This window comes from Mesorhizobium sophorae (assembly GCF_002270415.1).
Taxonomy (GTDB): Bacteria; Pseudomonadota; Alphaproteobacteria; order Rhizobiales; family Rhizobiaceae; genus Mesorhizobium; species Mesorhizobium sophorae.
Window position 1 is genome coordinate 78,992 of sequence record NZ_NNRI01000002.1, and the last position, 23,319, is coordinate 102,310.

General features: G+C 58.6%; 20 protein-coding genes and 2 tRNA genes. 16 read left to right on the plus strand and 6 right to left on the minus strand.

Annotation, left to right across the window (positions count from 1 at the left end; genetic code table 11):
• Positions 1 to 243: 243 nt before the first annotated feature.
• From CGZ66_RS02650 to rbsK, 3 genes are read left to right on the plus strand one after another with little or no spacing between them, the layout of a single operon-like run.
• The gene (locus CGZ66_RS02650; protein WP_095081280.1) at positions 244 to 1,302 is read left to right on the plus strand and encodes an ABC transporter ATP-binding protein; all 1,059 of its coding nucleotides are present in this window, start codon (positions 244 to 246) and stop codon (positions 1,300 to 1,302) included.
• Positions 1,303 to 1,329: 27 nt separating this feature from the next.
• The gene (locus CGZ66_RS02655) at positions 1,330 to 1,782 is read left to right on the plus strand and encodes an RbsD/FucU family protein (protein WP_095081282.1); all 453 of its coding nucleotides are present in this window, start codon (positions 1,330 to 1,332) and stop codon (positions 1,780 to 1,782) included.
• Positions 1,783 to 1,786: 4 nt separating this feature from the next.
• Positions 1,787 to 2,719, plus strand: coding sequence for a ribokinase (rbsK, locus tag CGZ66_RS02660; RefSeq protein WP_095081284.1), 933 nt, complete (start codon positions 1,787 to 1,789; stop codon positions 2,717 to 2,719).
• Between the two features lie 94 nt (positions 2,720 to 2,813).
• On the opposite strand, the gene CGZ66_RS02665 is transcribed toward rbsK, so the two are convergent.
• A complete protein-coding gene (locus tag CGZ66_RS02665; protein WP_167391960.1) occupies positions 2,814 to 5,912 on the minus strand; it encodes a beta strand repeat-containing protein in 3,099 nt (1,032 codons plus the stop codon).
• Positions 5,913 to 6,292: 380 nt separating this feature from the next.
• Here CGZ66_RS02665 and CGZ66_RS02670 point away from each other — a divergent pair, with 380 nt between their 5' ends.
• Positions 6,293 to 7,432, plus strand: coding sequence for a helix-turn-helix transcriptional regulator (locus CGZ66_RS02670; protein ID WP_245330978.1), 1,140 nt, complete (start codon positions 6,293 to 6,295; stop codon positions 7,430 to 7,432).
• 133 nt (positions 7,433 to 7,565) lie between these two features.
• Here CGZ66_RS02670 and CGZ66_RS02675 read toward each other — a convergent pair whose 3' ends face one another.
• Positions 7,566 to 8,792 carry a glycosyltransferase gene (locus CGZ66_RS02675; RefSeq protein ID WP_095081290.1) on the minus strand — a complete coding sequence of 409 codons (1,227 nt, stop codon included), beginning with the start codon at positions 8,790 to 8,792 and terminating at the stop codon, positions 7,566 to 7,568.
• Positions 8,786 to 9,352 carry a polysaccharide biosynthesis C-terminal domain-containing protein gene (locus CGZ66_RS02680; RefSeq protein WP_095081292.1) on the minus strand — a complete coding sequence of 189 codons (567 nt, stop codon included), beginning with the start codon at positions 9,350 to 9,352 and terminating at the stop codon, positions 8,786 to 8,788. The genes CGZ66_RS02675 and CGZ66_RS02680 overlap by 7 nt, the downstream gene beginning before the upstream one ends.
• A 478-nt stretch (positions 9,353 to 9,830) precedes the next feature.
• Between CGZ66_RS02680 and CGZ66_RS02685 the strand changes: the two genes are divergently transcribed.
• Positions 9,831 to 12,776: a beta strand repeat-containing protein gene (locus tag CGZ66_RS02685; RefSeq protein WP_167391961.1), complete on the plus strand. Its 2,946-nt coding sequence runs from the start codon at positions 9,831 to 9,833 to the stop codon at positions 12,774 to 12,776.
• 146 nt (positions 12,777 to 12,922) lie between these two features.
• On the plus strand, positions 12,923 to 13,069 hold the full coding sequence (locus tag CGZ66_RS39735; RefSeq protein WP_167391962.1) for a hypothetical protein: 147 nt from the start codon (positions 12,923 to 12,925) through the stop codon (positions 13,067 to 13,069).
• A 45-nt stretch (positions 13,070 to 13,114) separates the two neighbouring features.
• On the opposite strand, the gene CGZ66_RS02690 is transcribed toward CGZ66_RS39735, so the two are convergent.
• Positions 13,115 to 13,191: transfer RNA gene (locus tag CGZ66_RS02690), tRNA-Asp, on the minus strand.
• Between the two features lie 217 nt (positions 13,192 to 13,408).
• Here CGZ66_RS02690 and CGZ66_RS02695 point away from each other — a divergent pair.
• From CGZ66_RS02695 to CGZ66_RS02720, 6 genes are all read left to right on the plus strand, one after another.
• Positions 13,409 to 13,484 (plus strand) — tRNA-Val (locus tag CGZ66_RS02695).
• Positions 13,485 to 13,882: 398 nt separating this feature from the next.
• Positions 13,883 to 14,203 carry a helix-turn-helix domain-containing protein gene (locus CGZ66_RS02700; protein WP_095081296.1) on the plus strand — a complete coding sequence of 107 codons (321 nt, stop codon included), beginning with the start codon at positions 13,883 to 13,885 and terminating at the stop codon, positions 14,201 to 14,203.
• Positions 14,200 to 15,171 (plus strand): hypothetical protein, encoded by a 972-nt coding sequence (locus tag CGZ66_RS02705; protein ID WP_143748647.1) that lies wholly within the window; start codon positions 14,200 to 14,202, stop codon positions 15,169 to 15,171. Before CGZ66_RS02700 ends, CGZ66_RS02705 begins: the two co-directional genes overlap by 4 nt.
• Positions 15,172 to 15,370: 199 nt before the next feature.
• Entirely contained in the window at positions 15,371 to 15,823 is a 453-nt protein-coding gene (locus CGZ66_RS02710; protein ID WP_143748648.1) for a hypothetical protein, read from the plus strand.
• Between the two features lie 89 nt (positions 15,824 to 15,912).
• Complete coding sequence (locus CGZ66_RS02715; RefSeq protein ID WP_095081301.1) at positions 15,913 to 16,821, plus strand: hypothetical protein; 909 nt, start codon at positions 15,913 to 15,915, stop codon at positions 16,819 to 16,821.
• 107 nt (positions 16,822 to 16,928) lie between these two features.
• Complete coding sequence (locus CGZ66_RS02720; RefSeq protein WP_143748649.1) at positions 16,929 to 18,632, plus strand: DUF927 domain-containing protein; 1,704 nt, start codon at positions 16,929 to 16,931, stop codon at positions 18,630 to 18,632.
• A 162-nt stretch (positions 18,633 to 18,794) separates the two neighbouring features.
• On the opposite strand, the gene CGZ66_RS02725 is transcribed toward CGZ66_RS02720, so the two are convergent.
• On the minus strand, positions 18,795 to 19,826 hold the full coding sequence (locus tag CGZ66_RS02725; RefSeq protein ID WP_095081305.1) for a DUF4238 domain-containing protein: 1,032 nt from the start codon (positions 19,824 to 19,826) through the stop codon (positions 18,795 to 18,797).
• 93 nt (positions 19,827 to 19,919) lie between these two features.
• Positions 19,920 to 20,405 (minus strand): hypothetical protein, encoded by a 486-nt coding sequence (locus CGZ66_RS02730; RefSeq protein WP_095081307.1) that lies wholly within the window; start codon positions 20,403 to 20,405, stop codon positions 19,920 to 19,922.
• Positions 20,406 to 20,638: 233 nt separating this feature from the next.
• On the opposite strand from CGZ66_RS02730, the gene CGZ66_RS02735 reads away from it, so the two are divergent.
• The 4 genes from CGZ66_RS02735 to CGZ66_RS02750 form a co-directional block, all read left to right on the plus strand.
• Complete coding sequence (locus tag CGZ66_RS02735) at positions 20,639 to 22,261, plus strand: RecQ family ATP-dependent DNA helicase (RefSeq protein ID WP_245330980.1); 1,623 nt, start codon at positions 20,639 to 20,641, stop codon at positions 22,259 to 22,261.
• Between the two features lie 153 nt (positions 22,262 to 22,414).
• Entirely contained in the window at positions 22,415 to 22,675 is a 261-nt protein-coding gene (locus tag CGZ66_RS02740; RefSeq protein WP_127218519.1) for a hypothetical protein, read from the plus strand.
• The gene (locus CGZ66_RS02745; protein ID WP_095081309.1) at positions 22,675 to 23,007 is read left to right on the plus strand and encodes a hypothetical protein; all 333 of its coding nucleotides are present in this window, start codon (positions 22,675 to 22,677) and stop codon (positions 23,005 to 23,007) included. The genes CGZ66_RS02740 and CGZ66_RS02745 overlap by 1 nt, the downstream gene beginning before the upstream one ends.
• A gap of 31 nt (positions 23,008 to 23,038) precedes the next feature.
• Positions 23,039 to 23,319, plus strand: a 281-nt coding sequence (locus CGZ66_RS02750; RefSeq protein WP_206073653.1) for a hypothetical protein, incomplete at its 3' end; no start/stop codon positions are given.

The window sequence follows — 23,319 nt, forward strand, 5'->3', positions numbered from 1 at the left end:
TGTCGGACGCTGGAGCACCAGCGATACGCCCGGCTCGGAAACGAATTGGCAGGACCCCACCCTGCGTCGATTGAATCTCCGATTGCGGATCTGGTTCCGACTTTGGACCAGCACTCGTCACTATTCTCACAACCAAACGCCGTGTCAACGAGGGCAGGTTTTTATCTATAAGAGACTGACTTGCCCTGACCGATTGCGTTGGTTAGCTTCTGCGCCTACGGCAGTGGAGCCGATGGGGGAGATATGGCGCAAGTCGCAATCAGCAAGGTGGCCAAGGCGTTTGGAACCGTCAAGGTTCTGCACGAAGTCAGCGTCGATATCGCCGACGGACAGTTCGTGGTCCTGGTCGGTCCTTCGGGTTGCGGCAAGTCCACGCTGCTCAGGATGGTGGCCGGACTGGAGACCGTCTCCGGGGGCACGATCGCCATCGGCGACCGCATCGTCAATCATTTGCCGCCGGCCAAGCGCGACATCGCCATGGTGTTCCAGAACTACGCGCTCTATCCGCACAAGACGGTCGAGCAGAATATGGCCTTTGCCCTCAAGCTGCGGAAAACCGATCCGGCCGTGGTCGCCGAGCGGGTCAAGCGCGCCGCCGACATCCTCGACCTCAATCCCTACCTGAAGCGCTATCCCCGGCAGCTCTCAGGCGGCCAGCGCCAGCGCGTGGCAATGGGCCGCGCCATCGTGCGCAATCCGCAGGTGTTCCTGTTCGACGAGCCGCTGTCCAATCTCGACGCCAAGCTGCGCGTGCAGATGCGCACCGAGATCAAGGAATTGCACCAGCGGCTGAAGACCACAACCATCTACGTCACCCACGACCAGATCGAGGCCATGACAATGGCCGACAAGATCGTCGTCATGCGCGACGGCCGCATCGAGCAGGTCGGCGCGCCGCTGGAACTGTTCGACCGGCCGGCCAATCTTTTCGTCGCCGGCTTTATCGGCTCGCCTTCGATGAACCTGCTCAAGGCCACCATGCGCAAGGGTGGCAAGGCCGGCGTCGAGATATCAGGCTCGCTGTTCCCGATCGCATCGGACAATGCCGCGCGGGACGGGCAGGCTGTCGTCTACGGCGTGCGGCCGGAGCATCTCGAGATCCATCCCGATGGCGTGCCGGCGAGGATTTCGGTGGTCGAGCCGACCGGCTCGGAAACGCTGGTGTTCCTGCGCTTCGGCGAGGGTGAGATGGTGGCACTGTTTCGCGAACGCCACGACTTCAAGCCGGGCGACACGCTTACCTTGAAGCCACGGCTCGACCAGATCCATCTCTTCGACGCCGAGACCGGCAAGCGTCTCTGATCTCCAACCGACTTCACGAGGAATACCATGCTCAAAGGGATCAATCCGTTGCTCAATGCCGACGTGCTGCAGGCATTGCGGGCGATGGGCCATGGCGATGATTTGATCATCGCCGACACCAATTTTCCGGCCGATTCGGTGGCGCGCCAGACGGCGCTCGGCCGCCTGCTGCGCATCGATGCGCCGGCCGCCGACGTGGCCAAGGCCGTGCTGTCGCTCTACCCGCTGGACACGTTCGTCGACGATGCCGCGGCGCGCATGGAGATCGTCGGCAAGCCCGACGAGATCCCGCCCGTGCAGGAGGAAGTGCAGAAGGAAATCGACAAGGCCGAAGGCAAATCGTGGCCGATGATCGCGGTCGAGCGCTACGCTTTCTACGAGCGCGCCAAGCAGGCCTATTGCGTCATCCAGACCGGTGAGCGCCGCTTCTATGGCTGCTTCGCCTTCCGCAAGGGCGTTGTGCCGCCGGATGCGGAGTAGCGGCATGGTCTCGGGCAAGCCTGTCGTCATCCTTGGTGTGTTCGTCGCCGACACCGCCTACCGCGCCGACCGCCAGCCACGCATGGGCGAGACGATCCTCGGCAACTCGTTCAAGCTGGGGCCGGGCGGCAAGGGCTCGAACCAGGCGGTCGCCGCCGGCAAGCTCGGCGCCGACGTCACCTTCCTCACCCGCCTCGGCGTCGATCCGTTCGCCGACATGGCGAGGCAGACCTGGGCCGGCGCGGGCGTCAAGGATGCCGTGATCGACACGCCGGAAAGCTACACCGGCGCTGCCTACATCTTCGTCGAGGAGACGACCGGCAGCAACGCCATCATCGTCAGTCCCGGCGCGGCGATGCTGATTTCGCCGGCCGATATCGAAGCCAATGCCACGCTGATCAGCAGCGCCGGCGTCTTCGTCACCCAGCTCGAACAACCGATCGATGCCGCGCTGCGGGCGCTGGAGATCGCGCGCGGGGCAGGGGTGACGACCATCCTCAACCCGGCCCCGGCGGCAAAACTTCCCGACCGCATCTACACGCTGTGCGACTATCTTACGCCCAACGAGACGGAGACGGAGGAATTGACCGGGATGAAGGTCTCCTCGATCGATGAGGCGCGCGCCGCCGCCGCAAGCCTGATCGAAAAGGGCGTCGGCACGGTCATCGTCACGCTCGGTGACAAGGGCGCGCTTTTGCACTCCAAGAACCGCTCCGAGCATGTTCCCGCCGTTAGTGCGGGGCCGGTTGTCGAGACCACGGGGGCGGGCGACGCCTTCAACGGTGGCCTCGCCGCCGCGCTGTCGCGCGGTGTCGAGCCGCTGCAGGCGGTGCGTTTTGCCTGCGCCGTCGCCGGAATTTCCGTGACGCGACCGGGCACCGCGCCGTCCATGCCGACGCTGCAGGAGGTCGAGGCGCTGCTGGCGCAGGCGACCTGATAGCCTTGTGTCGGCGACCGTCTGGGTTCAACCCTTGTCCGGTGACGATCATTTACAGCCGAGATCGCGTGACTGTGCGGTAGAATCTATCCGGCTAAATCACCACGAAATCGGCGTTGGTGAGCGCTAGGTTTGCGGCCAGCGTGGCGAAATGGGTTGAGCCGCCAGCGGCACTGCCGTTGCTGTCATAGTAGAGCCAGCCGGTATCCGTCTCATAGATGATGTGGTCGTTGCCGTCGGCGGCAAGGCCAGTTGTGTTCTTGACGAACTGGTCGGCGGTCAGCGTGCCGTTGCCCCCAAGTGCGGCAAAGATCGCATTGTCGAGGTGGATGGTGTCTTCGACCGCTGAGAAGTCGGTGATGTGGTCGACATTGGTCGAGGCGTTCAGCGCCGTGGTGAAGACGAAACTGTCGTTGCCGGTGCTGCCGGAGAGCGTGTCATTGCCGAGCAGGCCGTTGATGACGTTGTTGCCGGAATTGCCGGTGATGATGTTGGCGGTCGAGTTGCCGGTGCCGTTGATCGAGGCCGCGCTGCGCAGTGCCAGGTTCTCGAGCTCCTGTCCCGACAGGTTGAACGAGACGAAGGCCTGGACATTGTCGGTGCCCTCGCCGTTGAGCTCGACGACATGGTCTCCGGCATTGTCGACATAGTAGGTGTCGTTGCCAATACCGCCCTGCATGGTGTCGGCGCCCGCCTTGCCATCCAGTGTGTCGTTGCCGCCCAGGCCGGTGAGCGTGTTGACGCCCGAATTGCCGTTCATCGCGTTGGCCAGGCTGTTGCCGGTGGCGTTGATCGAGGCGGCACCGAGCAGCGTGACGTTCTCTATATTGCCCGTGAAGTGGTTGCCATCACTGAGGTTGATCGAGATGTGGCCGTTGACGGTATCGGTGCCGTTGGCGCCGGCGGTGCTTTCACTGACGACATCGCCGGCATTGTCGACGAAGTAGGTGTCGTCGCCCTGCGCTCCGCTCATCGTGTCGGCGCCGCCTTTGCCGTCCAGCAAATTGTCGCCGGAATTGCCGGTCAGCACGTTGGCCAGGCTGTTGCCAGTGGCGTCGATCGAGGCCGCGCTGCGCAGCGCGACGTTCTCGATATTGCCAGTGAAGTGATTGCCATCGCCAAGGTTGATCGAGATATAGCCATTGACGGTATCGGTGCCGTCGGCACCGGCGGTGCTCTCACTGACGATGTCGCCGGCATTATCGACGTAGTATGAGTCGCTGCCCTGTGCGCCGGTCATGATATCGGCACCGATGCCGCCATCCAGAATATTGGCAACATCGTTGCCGTAGAGCTGGTCCGCATGGCTCGATCCGGTCAGGTTTTCGATGAGGGTATAGCTGTCGCCGTTGGCGTCGCCGGTATTGACCTTGTGATTTGAGAGGTTCGCAATGACGCCTGCGGCCGCACTTGCATAAGAGGCCGTATCGGAACCGTCGCCACCATTCAGATTGTCCTCGCCGCCTCCGCCGATCAGCACGTCGTTGCCGAGGTCGCCACTAATGGTATCGGCGTGGGACGACCCGGTAATCGTATTGGCAAGGCCATTGCCAACGATGGCGATTTGGTCAGTAAGATCTGCCCAGTTGGTGAAAGTTGCGGTCGAAAGGCTGAAATTCGACGCTGTCGCATCGAGGTCTATGTGAAGACCATCCGTGAAGCCCGACCCTATATATGTGCCTCCCAGGGCGGCTGACTGATCGAGCAGATGCAACGTCGTTCCGCCGAAGCTGACGGTGCCGACATTCGCCAATGCCTGTACCGACGCGCTGTTTCCCGACAGCCCGCCGAGAGCGAAAGTGGCCCCTGCGGAAATGGCCAGTCCGGATGAATCGGCAATCGAACCCGACCCGGACAGCACCAATGTTCCCGCCGCTATTGTAGTCTGGCCCGTGTAGGTGTTCAGGCCTGACAGAACCTGCGTTCCCGCGCCGCTTTTTATCAGGTTGAGCTCGCCAAATACCGCCGAGCCGTTCGAGATCACGCCTGCAAACTCCCTCACGTCGTCAAGGCTTATACTCGTCGTCAAGGTGGCCGTGGTAACAGTATCGGCCCGGACTTCGCCGCTGCCGGTCAGTCCGGCGATGGTTTGGTCGAAAGTGCTAATATTGAGCGTCGCGCCAGCTTTTACGTCGACGACACTGGTGGCGCTGAAGGCGTGGTCGGCTCCCGCCCGTAATGTTCCGATCGCGACAGTGGTCGTGCCGGAGTAAGTATTGGCGCCTGACAATGTCAGGGTCCCGGTGCCGATCTTGTTTAACCCTGTATGGCTCAAGCTATTCGCGAAAACGCCCGAGAAGATGGAGCTGCCGGCCTCATAGACGTCAGCGACAACATCGGAAAGGCCGTTGTTGGTGATCAAGCCCGCCCCGGTCAGATGGTTCAGTTCCAGATAGAAGCCATTGGCGTCGAGAACCGCTCCGGCCGCGATATTGGTGTTGGCCAGCCCGTTGGTGAAGGACGCGAACGCCTTGCCCGCTCTCAGCGTGCCGCCGTCAATGGCAAGCGAGCCCGCATCATTGGCGGTGATGCTGCTTGAGCCAAAGTAAATCGTTCCCTTATCCGTCGCGCTGCCAAAATGCACGGTGGTCCCGGCGCCGCCGAGCGCCGCGAAGGTACCGGTCAACGAAAGTGACGTGCCCGTCTGTGCCCTGATTGATGTTGAAACGCCGGCGAGTTCGATCAGATCGTTGGCAAGCGTCGCGCCGCCTGTAGACCGGAACACGCTGTCGCCGGCGAACGTGATGTCTCCCGTTCCAAACGCAGCGGCGCCAAACGAAACTGTGCCTTGATTGATCTGCGTTCCGCCCGACCAGTTGTTGGTCGCATCAGACAGCTTCAGGGTGCCGAGGCCGGATTTGGTTAGGAGTCCCGTTCCAGTAATCTGCCCCTGAACGTCGAGGGTCGTGTTGCCTCCGGTCGTCGCGATCAACGTTGCCGCATTGAGCTGCAGCGTCAGCGACGACGCCAGCACGCTTGCCTGTAGATTGGAGGTCGACGTTACGCTGATGATCGCACCGCCCGCCTTGTTCATGATGAGCGAGCCGTGTTCGAGACTGTAATTCTCGATGGCGGAACTCGCCAGATTCAAGGTGCCGACAGTGAACGGACCCTGAACCGCCAGGTCGATGTGATGCGTGAGGCTGACACCTAGATTGCTGAAATCCGCTGTAGCACCGATTGCGTCAGGCACGCCGCCAGTCCAAAATGAAGCGTTGGACCACGCGCCACCTGCAAGACCATTCCAAACCGACATGCTGACCCCCGTCAAAGCTGATTCTCAATTGAAGCAGACGTTTTCCTGAGTCCTTGCGCCTGGACGCAGTCTTGGAATCCGACGCTACTCAGTGCCAGGGCGCCTTGAATTGACGCGCTCTGGAACCTGCCTTGTGCGGCCCACTAGGCCTGGCGTGTTGCAATGTCGTCACCCGAAAGAATGAGGTCTCAGAAATCCTTCGGCTTGCGTTGAGCTTTTCAGGGCCATGCTGGTATAGGCAGGGCGTGCGGTATCCCTGACTGACAAAAAGGGAAGGCTCTGTTGGGCAGGGGCAAATGTACAGGCTGAGCAACGAGTTGCTTTCGTCGATCATCGGCGACATCTACGATAGCGCACTCAATTCGGAGCTCTGGACCGTCGTCATGGTCCGGCTCACGGAGGCCGTGGACGCCGCCTATTCAACCATCGCGCTGGCTGATCCCGGCGATCAGTATGGCCGTTTCGCGGCCCAATCGCCCTGGGATGCGGAGCAAATGCGGGTTCTGCAGCAGGACTATGGCTTCGAGGACATTCCAGGTCTGAAGGCCGTGGTCGTCGGCGACATCGACACACCGTTATCGACATTGTCGAGCATGACTGAAGCCGAACTTCAGCAGTCACCTTTCTACCGGAACTGGGCTGGCCCGCAGGGATTGCGCGAGGGCTGCATAACCAAATTCGTGCACACCTCGGATCGGATCGGCCTCGTGAGCTTCACGACACGCGCGAGCAGGGGTGCCGTCACTGCGGAGGAGCAGCGCTTTATGGCGTTGCTTTCTCCTCATTTGCGCCGCGCTTCCCTGATCGGCGACCTGCTCGATCAGGCGCGCGTGACCGCCAGTCTCTATCGCGCGACGCTGGACAATCTTGCAACCGCCGTCGTTCTTACAAAAGCGGATGGCGCGATCCTTTATGCGAACGGCCGTGCCGAGGCGATGCTCTCGACGCAGCAGCCCATCTTTTCCAGAAACGGCATCCTCCAGGCACAAAATCCGATAACGGGCCGCGCCCTGCTGGAAGCGATATCGGGAGCCGCTCATGCCGATGCCTCGCTTGGCGCGCGCGGCATCGGCTTGCCCTTGTCCGCGGCCAGCCAGCCCCCAGCGGTTGCCTATGTGTTGCCACTGACCGAGGGGACCGCGCGCGCGGCTTTCCGTCCCGCATGCGCCGCCGTCTTCATCTCGGCGACAACCTCGGCCGCGCCGCCCTCAGAGGCGGTGCTGACGACACTGTTCGATCTCACGCCGGCGGAAGTGCGGGTTTTGCTGGCCGTGGGTGGCGGACTGACCACGCAGAAGAGTGCGCTGTCGCTCGGGGTCGGTGAGAACACGATCAAGACCCACCTTGGCCGCATCTATGCCAAGACCAACACGACGCGGCAGGCGGAACTCGTCAAGCTAGTCTCCGATATTGGTGTGCCGCTCAGTCCGAGTGCCGTCCCATTGAACATCGCATGACGGTTGGCGATAACGCGCCCGCCGCTGCCTCGGGCGCCGCCTTCATCGGTGCTCTGCTGGCCAAGGGGTAATGATCACCTTGGCGGCCGGATCGCCGATGCCGCCAACCAAGCTGAGTTCAAGACTTTGAGCCCTATGATTTTTTCGAACGCAAGCTTGTGGAGATCCTGCGCAAGGGGCTGGTGATGCGCCAGCTTGTGGACTGATGCAAAGCCGCGATTTGCATTCGGCATGCTTGCAGCGCCTGTTCGATCTCGTCCTTCTCGTTTCTTGTATCCGAAGCGGCGCTCTGTAGCTCGGCGTTGCCTTGGTGAGCCAGATCGAGCTCGGTGCGCAGCCTTGAGATTTCCGGCTGCAACGCAGCGTCCTTGTCGAACGCGTCCGAAGCGGCCCTCCGTAGCTCGGCATTGCCTTGCTGAGCCGCCTGCAGCTCATTGTGCAGTCTCGAGATTTCAGACTGCAGCGTCACCTTCTCGGCCTCGGCGCTTGCCAGCATCGGGCGGGTCGTTTGGACGTCCTCCCAGGCAAGCCGTGCCACCAGATCACCGACCACGCGGCGCATCTGCGCGCTCCAGGCCGCGGGGTCAACGCGCATCAGGCGCGAGTACTCATATTGTTCGTTGCTGCCGTTCGGTATCCAGACGCGCAAGGCTGAAGGCCACCAGCCTGCTCCGTCCGCGATATCAAGAAACGTGGCCAGTTGCCCCGCCTGTGAGTGACGCGAATTTTTCCATTTGGCGCTGAAATGCAGGACGGTTGGGACGCGGCAATAGGTGAGGGGATTGCGCGGGTTCTCACGCATGATTCGCCGCCACAATTGCCAATCCCCGCCCGATGCGACGTCTTCCGGCCAGACATCGCGCGACGGCAGGCAATCAGCCCGATACAGGAAGCAGCTGGCGGGTATCGTGTTGCCGACCTCGGTGAACACCCTGAACTCGTCGGCCAGCTCCAGATTGGTCAGGAAGGGTGCTGCGATGCCATCGGTGGAAACCCACAGCGCCTGGCTGTACGCAATAGCAGCCCCACCTTTGAGGCCATCCGCCAGGATTTCAAGATGATCCGGAAACAGCAGGTCGTCGTCGGCCGCAAAGCCGATCAGGTCGCCGCGGGCCTCGCGCAGCGCGATATTGCGGTTCGCGTAGCCATAGCTCGGCGCCTTGGGCAGATCGAAGAAGCGGATGCGGGCGTCCTGAAAAGCGTCGACCACCTCGGCCGTGCCGGGCGCGCAGCCGTCGCCGACGACCAGGAGTTCAAAGTCCTCGACGGTCTGATCGAGCACCGATTGGATGGCCACGCCGATGACGTCGACGCGCGAATGCGTCGGCATCAGGATGGAAAAGCGAGGCTTGCTCACCATCCCTTCGCGCTGCCGAAATCATAGGGAATGAGATCGGTGTCGATGGGCAGTCGGTACTTGTCGGGATTTGAATGATCGTACTGTATCGTTGGAAAATTGATGACCACCACTTCGGACGTTCCAATGTTTCGGTCGGCATGCCAGACAAACTTCGGAATATTGACCAGGCGTGGACGATTGCCGGAGAGGTAAACCTTCGAAATCTTGCCATATGTACTGGATTCGGGACGAGGGTCATAAAGGACCAGTTCCAACTCGCCGCTGATCACAAAATAGCGGTCCTCATGCAGCTTGTGCAGGCCCCAGCCCTTCACCAGCCCGGGCCGAATTGTGAAGATGTAGGAGAAGACCAGCGGGTCGGCGTGCCAGCCCCAGCGCGGATCGTAGACCTCCGTGACGCTGCCGCGGTCATCATTGTGCCGGATGCTGTCGAAAAACGACATTCCGTCTACCAGAGGCGCAATGCCCTGCCGCTGCTCGTCGAGGGTCCGTTGATCCCGCTGAGCCGCGGCCAGTGTGGATTCGAGAATATTTGCGCGGATCCCGGAATGATCGCTCATGAACAAAGCCCCCGTTATTTTGATCGAGTCGGATCGGACTAACTCCCACAATTTTAGCTGGATGTCCTGACCGGACCACCAGCTTCGCATCGCGACGACGACTTTTTTCGGGCGCAGTGCAAGGTTCTGAGCGCGTGGAGCGGCCAGACTTGCCGTTGCAAGCGTGTCAGTTGATCGGAATCTGGATCGGGTGGGCCGATGTCCTGAAGGCAATGGCCGGCAAGTCGAGATGGTCCGCCGAGTGGACGAGGCACGACGCGTAGGGCGGAAAGCGCTTCGCAGAAACCTCTCGATCCAGAGTTAATGCCCATCACGGATTTGTTACGTGCATACTTGCTAATAAAGGATCACATAATAAAGGATCGCAAGATTGGAGCTATACTTTACCGCTCAGAAATTCGCCGAAGCTCGGTGGGGGTCCACGACTCAAAAATCGTCATGTCGCGGCGAAAAATGACCATTTGAGATGGGGGGCAGTATGGGCAATGTCTTCTTTGCCGCGCAGGGTGACAGCGGTTGGGGCCTCTATGAATCCGATGGCACTACCTCGGGTACGAAACTAGTACACCTCTACTTAAACCCGTTCGATAGCCAAGCAAGCGGTATACAGCAGTTGTTCGCAATCGACGGGGGCGCCTTCGTCACAGATACCAATAACATTCCGATTACAGATTTCTATTCCGAGACTGCGCAACTTTCTGCATCCTTTCAGTTGGGGGGGCAGGAAAAATTCTCCGATGGTACGCGACTGTATAGCCATGTCTACAACGGGCAGGACCCAGGCGGAAATCCAAATTACATATACGCAAGTGATGGGACAGTCGCCGGCACCAAGTCATTGCTTAATTTACCTGGAACGACGGCAAACCTTTTTGAATTTTTTACGTTTAATCAAAGTACGTATGTTCAATACGACGACGTAGCCCTCAACGAGACTTTTGTCTATAGACTGAATGCGAATGACAGCACGCTTGCGTTCAGCTTTTCGAGCACCGGCCCCAATAATTCCCATGGGGTAGCATCATCCTTCTTCCAACTCGGCAGTAAGGTGATCTTCACTAACCAGACGGGAGCAAATGGCGAAGAGCCATGGATTTCCGACGGCACCTCGCAAGGAACGCATCTCCTCCTGGACGTCCGTCCGGGAGCGATCGGATCGATGGTCACCGCCGGTCCCAACCTTTCCCACGCTTTCGTGGCCCTGGGTGACAAGGCGTTCTTCGTCGCAAACGACGGCACGCATGGAAGCGAGCTTTGGGTCACCGACGGAACCGGTCCAGGGACACATCTTCTGGTGGACACGGCTCCACTAGGAAATGACGGTGTCGTTGCAATCGAGGATCGCTCCGCGGTGGTCAACGGCAAGTTCTATTTCCTGCAGGTCAAGCCCGGCGCGTTTCTCGGCCTCACCGGTTATGATTTCTGGCGCACGGACGGGACCAGTGCTGGAACGCAGGCGGTCAGTATGACCTATATGGGGCATGCTATCCACGCTATACCGTCTGACATCGGCACACTTGGCAACAAGATCTTCTTTGAGGGCTTTCAGGACAGCAACCAAGGAATGTCGGCGCTCTATACTTATGATACCCAGACCGGTGTTACGCAACTTGTGAAGGATATCGATACGGTAAGTGATTTTGCCCTAAATGGTTCGCAATATGACAACATTTCAGGCTACACGCAGCTTGGAAACCGGCTGATCTTTCATGCCACCGATTTTGTGGGTGGCGATGTCAACACGAACAACCGCGTCGTCAACGACGAACTCTGGATTACCGACGGGACGACTGCCGGCACCCACAAGATCAGCGAAATCCAAACCGGTGAGCAGGGGTCGTCTCCCATTTTCCTCACTGTCGTAGGAGATGCTCGCACGTCCGGCTTGGACGATGTCGTTCATTTGTCTGGCAACGAGCACTATATCGACGGGGGCGCGGGATCCGACACGCTCTATGGCACGCCGCTGGCTGACACGCTGATCGGGGGTACGGGCAGCGATCACCTTTACGGAGGCGCCGGCGACGACACTTACTTCGTTGACAACGCCGGCGATCAGGTGATCGAGGCCAATGGGCAAGGCATCGACAATGTTCAGGCCTATGTGAGTTTCAATCTCTCTGGCCAGGAGTTGGAGAACCTGGCGCTGCGCAGTGCCGCGTCCATCAATGGCACCGGCAATTCCACCGCGAACATCATCACTGGCAACAGCGGCAACAACATCATCGATGGCCTTCTTGGCGCCGACACGATGAGCGGAGCTCAAGGCAACGACACCTATTTTGTCGACAATGCCGGCGATCATGTCATCGAGCTCAATGGCCAGGGTACCGATACGGTCAACAGCTCCATCTCCTTCAATCTCTCCGGCCAGGAGCTGGAAAATCTGACGCTGACTGGATCGGCGAATATCAACGGCACTGGCAACCAGATTGATAACATTCTCAACGGCAACGCTGGCGTCAACACGCTGATCGGCCTTGGCGGCAACGACACGCTGAATGGCAAGGAAGGCGCCGACACCATGCAAGGCGGCATCGGCAACGACACATACTTCGTCGACAATGCTGGCGATGTCGTCAGTGAAAGCACCGCCGGCGCCGACGGCAACGATATCGTCAACAGCTATATCTCGATCAGCCTTAGCGATGGCAATCACTTCACCGGCAACATCGAGAACGTCGCTTTGCGCAGTGCAGCCTCGATCAACGCCACCGGCAACAGCCTGGCCAATGCGCTGAACGGCAATTCGGGTGTCAACACGCTGATCGGCCTTGGCGGCAATGACACGCTGGACGGCAAGGAAGGCGCCGACACCATGCAGGGCGGCATCGGCAACGACACCTACTTCGTCGACAACGTCGGCGATATCGTCAGTGAAAGCACCGCCGGCGCCGACGGCTCGGATATCGTCAATGGCTACATCTCGATCAATCTCAGTGACGGCAACCACTTCACGGGCAACATCGAGAACGTGGCGCTCCGGAGTGCGGCCTCGATCAATGCCACCGGCAATTCGATCGCCAACATCATCACCGGCAATTCGGGTGACAACGTCATCAATGGTCTCGGCGGCAACGACACGCTGAGTGGCGCACAGGGACAGGACAGTTTCGTCTTCACCACAGCGCTCAATGACGTTACCAATGTCGACCACATCATCGACTTCTCAATGGCCGACGACACCATCGAGGTCGACAACGCCATCTTCGCAGCGCTTGGCGGCAATGGCACTCTGACGGCCGACCAGTTTGTCGCCAACGCCTCGGGCGCCGCCACCACTGCGAACCAGCACATCATCTACGAGACGGACACCGGCTGGCTCTACTATGACAGCGACGGCAGTGCGGCTGGCGGCTCAACCCATTTCGCCACACTGGCCGCTAACCTCGCGCTGACCAACGCCGATTTCGTCGTGGTGTGAATGAAGCCGATTGGTGGTGGGCTTGCCGCGGGATGGGCTGAGGGCAGCTTCAAACCCATGGGAAGTCGGGTGCGGCGTTCACTCGGCGTTTCCGTCACTGTCGACCCAACGCAGGCGGCGCTTCGGTCGGAGCGATTCCCGCCAAGATGGGCAATTCGACCGACGAGAACAAGGCGCTGCAGAAGACCGATCTGGCCACCGTTCGTTCCGCCGATACCAGCCGCCGCAAGGGGCGAAAACTGCTCGGTCAGGAACAGAATGAATACAAGAAGCTGAAACTCTCTGGAAAATGAGAGTTGGAACTTTTCAAGGGGCGGTAGCTAACCCCTTGAAATAAATGGCGCGAGTGACGGGGCTCGAACCCGCGACCTCCGGCGTGACAGGCCGGCACTCTAACCAACTGAGCTACACCCGCGCATTGACGAGCACGTGTCAGCCGTGTTCGTCGTTGGGGCGCTGGATAAGGGGTTCGCCATCGGGTGTCAAGCGTGGCAAGACAGCATAACAGCAAACAGGAGAAGGTTTTTTGACAGCCGGCGTTTTGTTGGCAAAACCAGCCTCCAACCAGGGCATCCCCAGCTCATTTGGCCTTGCGAAGCCGACCTCGACCGCTTAAAGGTCCGGCCCGGAGCGGGCGATTAGCTCAGTTGGTAGAGCGCTTCGTTTACACCGAAGATGTCGGCGGTTCGAGCCCGTCATCGCCCACCACTTTGATATATAACACGAAATTACGCGAGCGTTGCAGCTAAAATCCCCTCAATTTTGAGCCGCTAGCTACAGAATAGCAACGGCTCTCGAGTGTATCTCTGCCGCGATTTGTGGGCTCCAACCGCCTCGGAGGCCTTTGCCGATCATAATTTTCCCTGAGGCGCGCACGGGGTATTGTAGTGCAGCGATGCCCTTACTAAGTACCGCTCTAAGAAGAAAACTGGCGCCGTAGCCAGTGCCCTTCAGAGGACGATCTCGGCTTTTAGCCAAGGTCTGGGGGATGGCTCCCCCTGTCGCTTCCAAGCGCTCCGCTCTGATCTATCGACCCTTTGGCTAAAGGGGCGGTGATCAGTATGCGCGTCGCACTCTCATCACCGTCCCGCATTTGTGAGGACACGATGAGCAAGCGAAAAACAGAGCAGACTTTCGTCGATCTATATCTATATTTTGCAGACAGAGGCCTTCTGCCGCGGCCAGCCCAACTTGGACGGCGAAAGGCCCGGAGACGTCCCTTTCGTGACGGTGATTTGCTGACTCCGTCACAGGCAGCCCGGTTCCTCAAGCTGAGCGTCAAGACCTTAAATAATTGGCGTTGGTCCGGAGCAGGTCCGGCCTACAAAAAGATCGGCAGCTCGGTCGTTTACGACTTTGGCGACCTCAAGTCGTTCGTAGCTGCCCGCTCTCGGACCAGCACCTCCGACAAGGGAGGTGCGAAATGACCGCCCGCGTTTTGATTGGATCGCGCACCCTCGCAACTCGTTGCCCTAATCGCGAGGCCAAAATTGAAACCCTTCTCAACAGCCAGAACCGAGATTCGCATTGGATCGTGTGGGCAATTGCCATGGCGGATAACGAACGAGGGTTGAGCGCGCGCTTCACAGCAGACTGGCTGAACACGGTTGCGGGACATCTGCTTTACATCTCCGACGGAGGTTGGACGCCTGCCAACCCCTACGAAACTTCTGACGGAGAGATCGACCTTTCCCAGCCTGATGCCGAACGGCTCCAGCGCTTGATTAAGTTGGTCGTGGAGGAGGAAGCGCGGCTCAACTGTCTTAGTGACACCAAATTGGACGATCTCCACGAGCGGCTGCTCGACAAAGGCAGGTTCTTCTCAAAAGAATCCGCTCGGCCCGACTACGCTTACTGGCGAGGTCTGCCGATGTGGTCGGCCGAGGAAACCGTGGCGCTGTGCCTCGACAAGGATCCGCGACGGGTCAATGCACGGAGCCTGAAGTCATTCAGGAAATCGCCCTTCGCAAAAAATTTTCGTCGGGTTCTTTCAATAGTGAACAGGGCGATCGAACTGGGCGAAATTCCGAAGGGGATAGAACGTGACCACTTGAAGGGGCTTTGCACTAGAATGGCTATCGATTTTCCAAACACGTTCGAGAACCAGCTGCTTCCTCCCGAAGGTAGTAAGAGCTTGGACGCAAAAAACACCTCTCGTGACAAGCCGACTTTGGACAGAATGATCCTCGTCATGGCTGCGGAGAAATACGGCTACAACCCCTACGCAAAAGCCAATGGGCAGGCTCTAGCAACAATTGTTGCGGCCTTGAATGCGGCCGGTTTGAAGACATCGTTGAGCATCGTCCGAAGGAACCTGCAAGACGCTTGGAAGGGCATTAGGCTGCAGCCGGGTCTAAAGGGGGTACTGAAGAACCCGAGTTCGCCAGACGCGTAATTACGCAGGTCTACGCGATCAAACAGCCTCATCTCGTGCCATCGGTGCTCCGCACATCAAGAAGGAGCACCGATGGCAGGAATCGAGCAATAGCACTTCGGCCGGGATGCCCGGTCGTCAATCAACTGAAATCGCATAGCTGCTCTCCCTCGTAAAGCGCGGGTGACGCGTTGCCATGCGCCAACATCCGGAGAAGCCCATGGAAGAAATTACTGAAATCAGTCTCGCTGTTGAACGAGTCCTCGATGAGATTATTACTCGGGAAGAGATCTACGTTACGACGGCTGCTTATAGTAACATATTGCAAATGGAAATTAGCCTTCAGGAAGAATATTGTTATCGCCTTCCAGATTCAGACGACCTCTTGAAGAGCTTGATATATCCGGAGACGACGACACACAGCGCAATGGGGGTCGTTTCATGCAGTCGTCACATTGCCCACATGTACATGATGGCGGTGTCGATGATGATAGACGAGAACAAGAAATGCTTCCCGCTGCTACATTTCCTGCGGTTATTGGTGGCGGCGGAATATCTGTCCCCGCTGTTGACCATAAGGAATGAAGGCGGCGCTTGGTTCTTAGCCGGTTCGGCGGAGCTTGAGCGTCTTCATCACGTCCGGATCAGTGCTCGAATTCCGGACCCTGTTTAAACGAGTAAACACCGGCGATCTTCCGAGGTCGCCGGTCCTTTCTTGTTGACCCGCTGGGTCGCTAAGCAACTCTCCCTTCCGGACGCACAATGAAGCTTTCCAAGTTCATCTACGATCACGAATTTGATATCCGCGATCGGCTGAAGGCCATCGTGAAGGAAGCCGCCGACGCGGCAGAAGAGGCCGGTCGTCGCCACAAGGGTAAATCCTCGTCCGTCAGGTTTTCCATTAGCGGGTTGGCGAGAAAGCAGGCCAACGCCGTCCATGACATCAAGGCCGCGGGTCTCGACGTTCGCACCTACAAGTCTTCCATCCATGACGACTTCGACAGCCTCGGCCGGGGACCGGCGAAAAGTGCCGCCTGCGTCTACGAGCGCTTCCGCGCCCGCCTGACGGTGCTGACGAAAATCGCACCGCTGTTCGCCGATGGCGAGAACGTGCACACGGTTGCGCTGGCGAAGATTCGCCACCGGCAGCCGGTTGGATCGCTTCACCGGTTGCGGCCGATGGCCGCGTTGAGGATGGTCAGCACGATCCATCGACGGTTACGCAAAGCCGGGGTCGCATCCAAGGTCTTCGGCATCGTTGAAGTTTCGCTGATCGATGTGGACGGTACGCTGCTCTTCGAGCCCCACGTCCACATGATCATCAAGGGTCCGACTTACGAGGAGCTGAAGGCGGTGGTCCCCCGTCGTCCTCGTCACAACTCTCGAATTGACCCTGTCTACCACGCCGGGGGTTCCGGTTTGTATTTCACCAAGTTCCAGCCTGAGACGCGCTCTGGCTACGAGGACGACCGCGGCAACCAAGGTCGGCAGCGCAACAAGATGCAGGCATCCGAGCGCGCTGAGTGGCTTGCTTGGTACGCGCAATACGGCATCCCCGAACTCATGATCCTTAAGGGCTTTCAGCCCGGCTTGATGCGACAGTTCATGAACGCCGATTTGCGCGAGCTGGTTCGCGAATTCCTCGGCAGACGCTCACGGGGCATGGGTTGATGGCCTCGAGGGGCCTGTTGGAGGTGAACCCTTGATAACTGCAGGTGCGCGATGTTGGGCGATAGCACCCTGTATCGAAACAGGTGAGGCAGGTGAGGCAGAGGGCAATGTCTAAGAAAACCAAGTTGCGTGTCCAGTTGGTCCAAGCCGTCCAGATTCCGTCGGCCGACGATGGACAGCCTGCGAAAAAGTGGTTCGTCCGGCGCTTTGCGGACGGCTCCTCGGGTGCGCACCTGTTGGGACTTTCTTTCCCGACGTTTGGCGGCGGAAGCGGTAAGCTGCTGCTGCCGATGTCCGTTACGACTGCGCCTAAAGACATCATCGAGGCCTTGATAGACCGAGGCGCGAATTGGCCGAACGATGGCGACCAGCAAAAGCTTTGGACGGCACAAATCATTGCAGCGATCCCTCTTCAGGCCTGCGTGATCTCGGGGACCTCCGGCTGGGTTGGCGACGTGTTCATGTTTGGCAAGGTGGCTATCGGAGCCCCCAAGGGGACATATCGCGTTCACGAGCATTTGATACGAGGGACAGAACGATTGGCCAAGAAGGCCGAGACATCTGATACTTGGAAGCGCTCCGTCGCGCAGTCAGCAGCAAAATCGAGCTACGCCGCATTTGCCATCATGCAGGCGTTGTCGGCACCTCTATTCAACTTCACCGAGCTTCCAGAAGGCGCGATTTTTCACTTTGGCGGACGAGGCTCAACCGGAAAATCAACTGCGCTTATGGCTGGCGCTTCAGTCTATGGAGCTCCGCACCCCCTACCCAGTTGGCAGGCCGGTGAGCGTGGTCTTCATGAACGTGCAGCGGCCAACAGCGACCTGCAACTGATCCTCGACGATACGGAGAAACTACCGCTCACATCTCGAAACCGTTACCACGCAATCGCTTCGATAGCCCACACTCTCACTGACGGTAATTCTCGCGCCTACGCCCAAATTGTTGAGAAGGGCCTACCCCAGCTTCGTTGGCGCGGTTGGGCGATTAGCACTGGTCCGGACGTTATGGAAAAGGAGTTTGCGGGGTCCAATCACACTTGGACCGATGGTGACAGGGCTCGCTGGATCGATGTACCGGTGCCTAACAGAAGCGAGGGCGGCATCTGGGATCGAGTGCCAGCGAGCGAGGGTCTTAGGGAGCGCGGAAAGCGCTCAAGCAACCTCTTTACGGCCTGCAAAACGGCGCACGGGACCATCGGCCGTCAATGGATTAGGCTGCTGCAGCAGCAGCGACAGATCTTTGCCGCCGGACTTGCGAGCGAGATAGATCGCTTCGTCGAAAAAGCGTGTCCCACAAGTGCCGGGGTCGATAGTCGTGTCGCAGCCAAGTTCGGGCTTGTCTATGCCGCTGGCAGATTAGCAATCCGCCATGGCTTGCTGCCATGGCCAAAAAATCTACCGCTCAGAGTGTGCAAGCGCCTCTACCTACGCTGCTTGGAGACAAACGGGGGGTTGGAACGGGCGTTAGAGGACGCGAAGGCGAATCTTTTGATGGCCGTTCAAGATGCCGAGCGCTTCCCCGTCGTGACAAACTCCACCCCCAAGCTGCAAGCGGGTTTCGAAGGATATCGGCGGGTCAAATCGGGAAACACGGAACTGATGATCACACAGGCCGCATTTCGAAACGCTGTGGGATCGGCGGCCAAGGGTCTTCTCCGTCAGCTTCAGGCCGAACGGATTGTGGAGTCTGGGCACGGGAAGCGATCGGCTAAACAGGTTTGGCTTAACGTCGATGGCCGTATTTCCAAGCACCGGCTGCTTGTTCTCGACTACGACAGCCTGCTCACGGCTCTGAATGGCAGTGGATAAGACCATCAGGTTTATGCATGGTGCAGAGATCGCTAAGCTGTGTGTCGCAGGTCTAGAGGGCCGAGAGGCTTTGAAGGATATCGCTGCTCGATCTGTTGCGACCATCCTCAAGCAGCGACCCGGCTTCGCGCTTTGACCCGAGCTGTTGGCTGAGATCTTTCCCTAAGCGACCTGAATCCTGCGCCCTCGCTTCAACGCGGGGTTCTCGCCGTTGAACCTTTTCGCCAACGCGAAGTCCGCCTGCTGGCACACGATGTAGCGGTAAGCGTATGAGGTCTGCAGAGAGTTATAGTAGTCCATATTGTCATCGTTCGACGAGACAGGGTGGCCGTCCGCAGCAGCCGAAAGCAACTCCTCGATTGGCCTGTTTGTAGCCGTTGCCGCATCCAGAAACTGCCTCATCCCAGCTGCTGAAAGTTGACCTTTCATTAGACGCGACACTGCCTCTGCCTGCCAAGCGTTCTTTGTTCGCCTGTGGGTTTCCCTCAACCCTTCGATGATCGAAGGACAGAATGCGCAGAGCATAAGGTCCGATGCGAGCGGCATGTAGATTTCAATGCCTTTAACGGCCAAGCCAAGATTGCCGCGCGGACCAAAATCAAGCGCGTTGGCAAGGCAAACCGGATTGTCACCTAGATAGAAGCCACGCCCCGGCGCTGGCTCTGCCAGCACAAAATCCTTTGCGGCAATGAGTTGGGCGTAGTCCCCGATGCTGCCTTGAATGCTCAGAAGATGTTCCCTTTTCAGCCTATCCTCGGTCATAGGTTGCCAGCCTTCCCACCCGCGAACATCCTGCATTCTCCCGCCACTTTCTTCGACCTTCTTGACGAGCGCCTCCTCTATTGCCTGCCATTGATCGCGGGCGGCCTTAGTTCTCAACAGTTGAAACGCCAGCATCATCGCCAACGCGGCTTTTTGCTCGGGGCTGTTGTCGAGCCGTCGGTCTTTCAACACCTTTCCATAGCTTGGTTGAATCTGGTGCTCGGCAGCACAAGCGATCGGCTCAAAGGATGCAATCCATTCGTCGTCGAAAGTGAAGTCGTTGAAGCGGCGTTCCGCCATCATGTTTTTGATGGACGTTATGAAGGTCTTGCCTGTGTGTTTGTCGAAGACTGAGACCTGCTCGCGTTTCTTGTCGGAAAGAAACTGTCGCAGGATGAACTTAGGAACGTAGTGTTGATTCTCGGCCGCCATGCTCGCAATTTAGCAAATCGGTCTCCCGCCTGCCACAAACGCGTGAATTCTAGTTGGAAGAGCAAGCCTTGAGACGCGCGACCCGATCCGTTGTCACTGGCTGCAAAACGAGGATGGTTTGATCGTATACGTGCTCTCGGAGATCTTCGTCAGATTCCCCGATCCCACATCGTAGAAGCGCCGGACGCACGTGTCATATTTGCCGTTGCTCGTGTCCATCCAGTCAGCCTGCAGGAGAGTGCTGTCAATGCCGTATTGGAGCTGAAGCTGGTAGTTGTCCTCGCCGCCGAGCGGGAAATCGACCAGCCTGCCATCGCGGCCGTCGATCAGAAACGCGAAGATGCACGACGTGCCACAGCCGATTTCGATGAGGGAGAAGTGGCCGCCGTAATTCGAGCCGGACTTCATGCCGTTCCGAATCCTCGTTTTGAATTGAGCAGCGGAGCCCGCGAACTTTGGCAGGACGGGCTTCCCTTTGAGGTACATTTTGGTGGGATAGTCGCCGAACTTGGGCTCGGCCGCTGCCGGTGAGACCGCAAGGAGGACGGCGGCCAACAACGCTGAAATCAGTTTCATCATGCTGCCCAAATCCCCTCAACGACAGGGCAATGCCTCCGACCGCCAAACCTGTCAATAGCTTCCTACACTCGGTTTTAACTGCGACCTCTCACTATTCCGCGTAGCCTTTAGATGCATTCGAGGGACTACCCTGCTAACTGCTGACTACATTGGGGAAATTTGATCTGAACGTGCCATCCAATAGCTGGTCCATAATCCGGCAGCAGGTTTTGCGGCGCGACGGCAATTGCTGTGTGTCTTGCGGCATCAGGCTCACGTCGGCGGATGCGGACGTCCACCATCTGCTCCCCCGCTCGATGGGCGGAACCGACGAAATGTCGAACCTAGTTCCCCTCTGCGACGGCTGCCACGCGCGCCATCACCCAAACTTGGCTGGTGGTCTGGCAAGAAGGGCGATTGAGAGATGGGCCGTGAGGCTCGCGAGATGGCTGGACCGCGAAGGAGTGGTGACCGAAGCCACAGGTAACTTCGGACCTGCTCTACGTCTGTTCGGGCTGCAGCGATTTCGTCACGGTCAGTTGCCGATCATATTGGCGGCGCTTTCGGGAAAATCCGTGTTAGTCGTCAGTCCTACAGGGTCCGGCAAAACCCTGTGCTTTCAGCTCCCCGCGGTGCTGAGGCGCGGTGTTGCCCTTGTTGTCTCTCCCTTGAAGGCCCTGATGGCCGAGCAGGTCTCCGATCTTCTCGGAAAGAAGATTCCGGCGACTTTCATCAATAGTGATCTGAGCCGCGAGGAGAAGGGTATCCGTTTTGCTCTCCTAGCTCTGAAGGCCATTAAGCTCCTCTACGTCGCGCCGGAGCGCTTTTTTGTTCGTAGTGATGCCGAGCGCGGCCAGCTCAGGCTCAGCGAGCCGTCCTTTCTGATCATTGACGAGGCCCATTGCGTGGACCGCTGGGGCGAGGACTTTCGACCTGAGTATGGTCGGCTACGCGAAGTGCGCGAAAAACTTGGTGCTCCTCCCGTCCTCGCATTCACAGCCACCGCTGGAAAGGAAATGCAGGACCGGATACTCGCTTCGCTTGGCATCCCGGATGCAAAGGTCTTCGTCCGTGACGTGGATCGACCGAACATTGCCATGTTGCGGCGGCACTGCCGAGCTGACCGGCGGGCGGAGGAGATCGCCTCCATGCTAAATCTCACCCAGTTGAGGGCGCAAAAGGCCATGATCTTTGTCCCGACGGTTAAAGTCGGCGACGAACTCAAGGCGGCTCTGTCATCTCTGGGGTTGAATCTCCCATTTTATCATTCCAAACTCGGCAACGCTTGGGAGCGGCAGGAACTGGTCAAACGCTTCTTGGGGCAGAGCCGCCCGGTGGTCGATCAGATCATCTGCACCAACGCCTTTGGCATGGGCCTCGACGTTCCTAACGTGCGGCTGGTGGTGCACTGGCAACAATCAGCATCTGTTGAAGACCTGTTGCAGGAATTTGGCCGCGCTGGAAGAGATGGGAAGCCGTCGGTTTCTGTCATGTTCCACGACGGTAAGGGCCGAGGTGATACGGGCCGCCTCAAATTCATGGCCGAGATGACTGTTTCGAATGCACCGGGGGATGAACACCAAAGAGCGGTCATGCTGGAGCAGCGGACCCAGAATATCGATCAAGTGGCCGGGATGCTCCGCTCGACCTCTTGTCTTCGTAAGTCGATCCGCGACTATTTCGGCGATAACGAGGGACGGCACAAACTGAGCCTTGCAGAGCGGATCCTTGAGTGGGTTTTTGGAACACGTGCGCCGAGAACCCACCACACCGCTTGCTGCGATAGCTGCGACGCCGCAACTATCAATAAGCACGGCGCGATAACTTATGTTGCGCGGGTCATCGCAGGTGACCCGTCGCGTTCAGCGCGAAAATGACGATCGATTCCGCTCAGAAGTCGGAACCCGTAACCTCCACAATACAGTATTTGGTCGGAACATTTAGTGATCTCTTAAGCACTTCTCCACAATCGGTACTTGCCCGGCTTGGCCCGTTTTGCTAATGAGTCCGTACAAACGGGGGTTTGGATAATGTCGAAGCGCAATTTCCTGTCACCAATGGCCTTGTCGGCCACGATGATTCTCGGCGGCCAAGTTCAGGCTGCAGTTCTTGTCGAATCGGCAAATCAGCCTTCGGCCAAGCTCGCTGAAGCTGGCACTGTTCCGGCGGACCTCGGCTACGGTGAGGTGCTCGACCGCTCAAATGGTACGGACGTTATCATGGCGTACCACACCAGCCATTCGAGCCATGCTAGTCACGGATCTCACTGCTCTGGCTACAGCTATTGTTGATGGCGGACACTTCTCGCGAGAGCGAGCTCGTCCAGACTGCCCAAGTCAGGTTTGATCTGTCAGTCTTCGGCCTCGACTGTGTGAAGCGCGCAGCGTATCGGATAACCGGCAACGCTGCGGTTGAGATCACGATCGAAAGCGGCTTCGCAGTATGCACGATCAACTTCAGCAAGGCGGCCGCGCGAACTTCGGCCGACGCAGCGGTAGAAAGGCTGCGGCTAGAGGTCTTGGATCAGGACCTGCGTAGCAGCATCGCCGCCGAAACCGCCACGGTTAGAAACGCGATACTGGCGCTGGCGTTTTCCAGATCGGGCCTCCAGTCCGATGACTAAGTTTGCTCCGGCAACTGAGTTCCAACGACCGTTGGACGACACCTATCAGCTGGCGTACTTTCGTTTTTCGCCGCTAGACGACGAGCGGTACGTGCTGACTAACCAAGCCGGTGAGTATCTGGTCCTGTCGCGCGCGGTGCTGGCTTCGTTTGTCAAGCACGAGCTTCCCAGCACACACCCCGCTTACTCCCGCCTGCGAAGCAGGCAGTTCCTCTTTGATGCATCCTCCAATATCGGCAAGGAGCTGCTGGCGCTTAAGGTTCGGACCAAGGCAAAGAGGCTTGAGAACTTCACCTCGCTCCACATTATGGT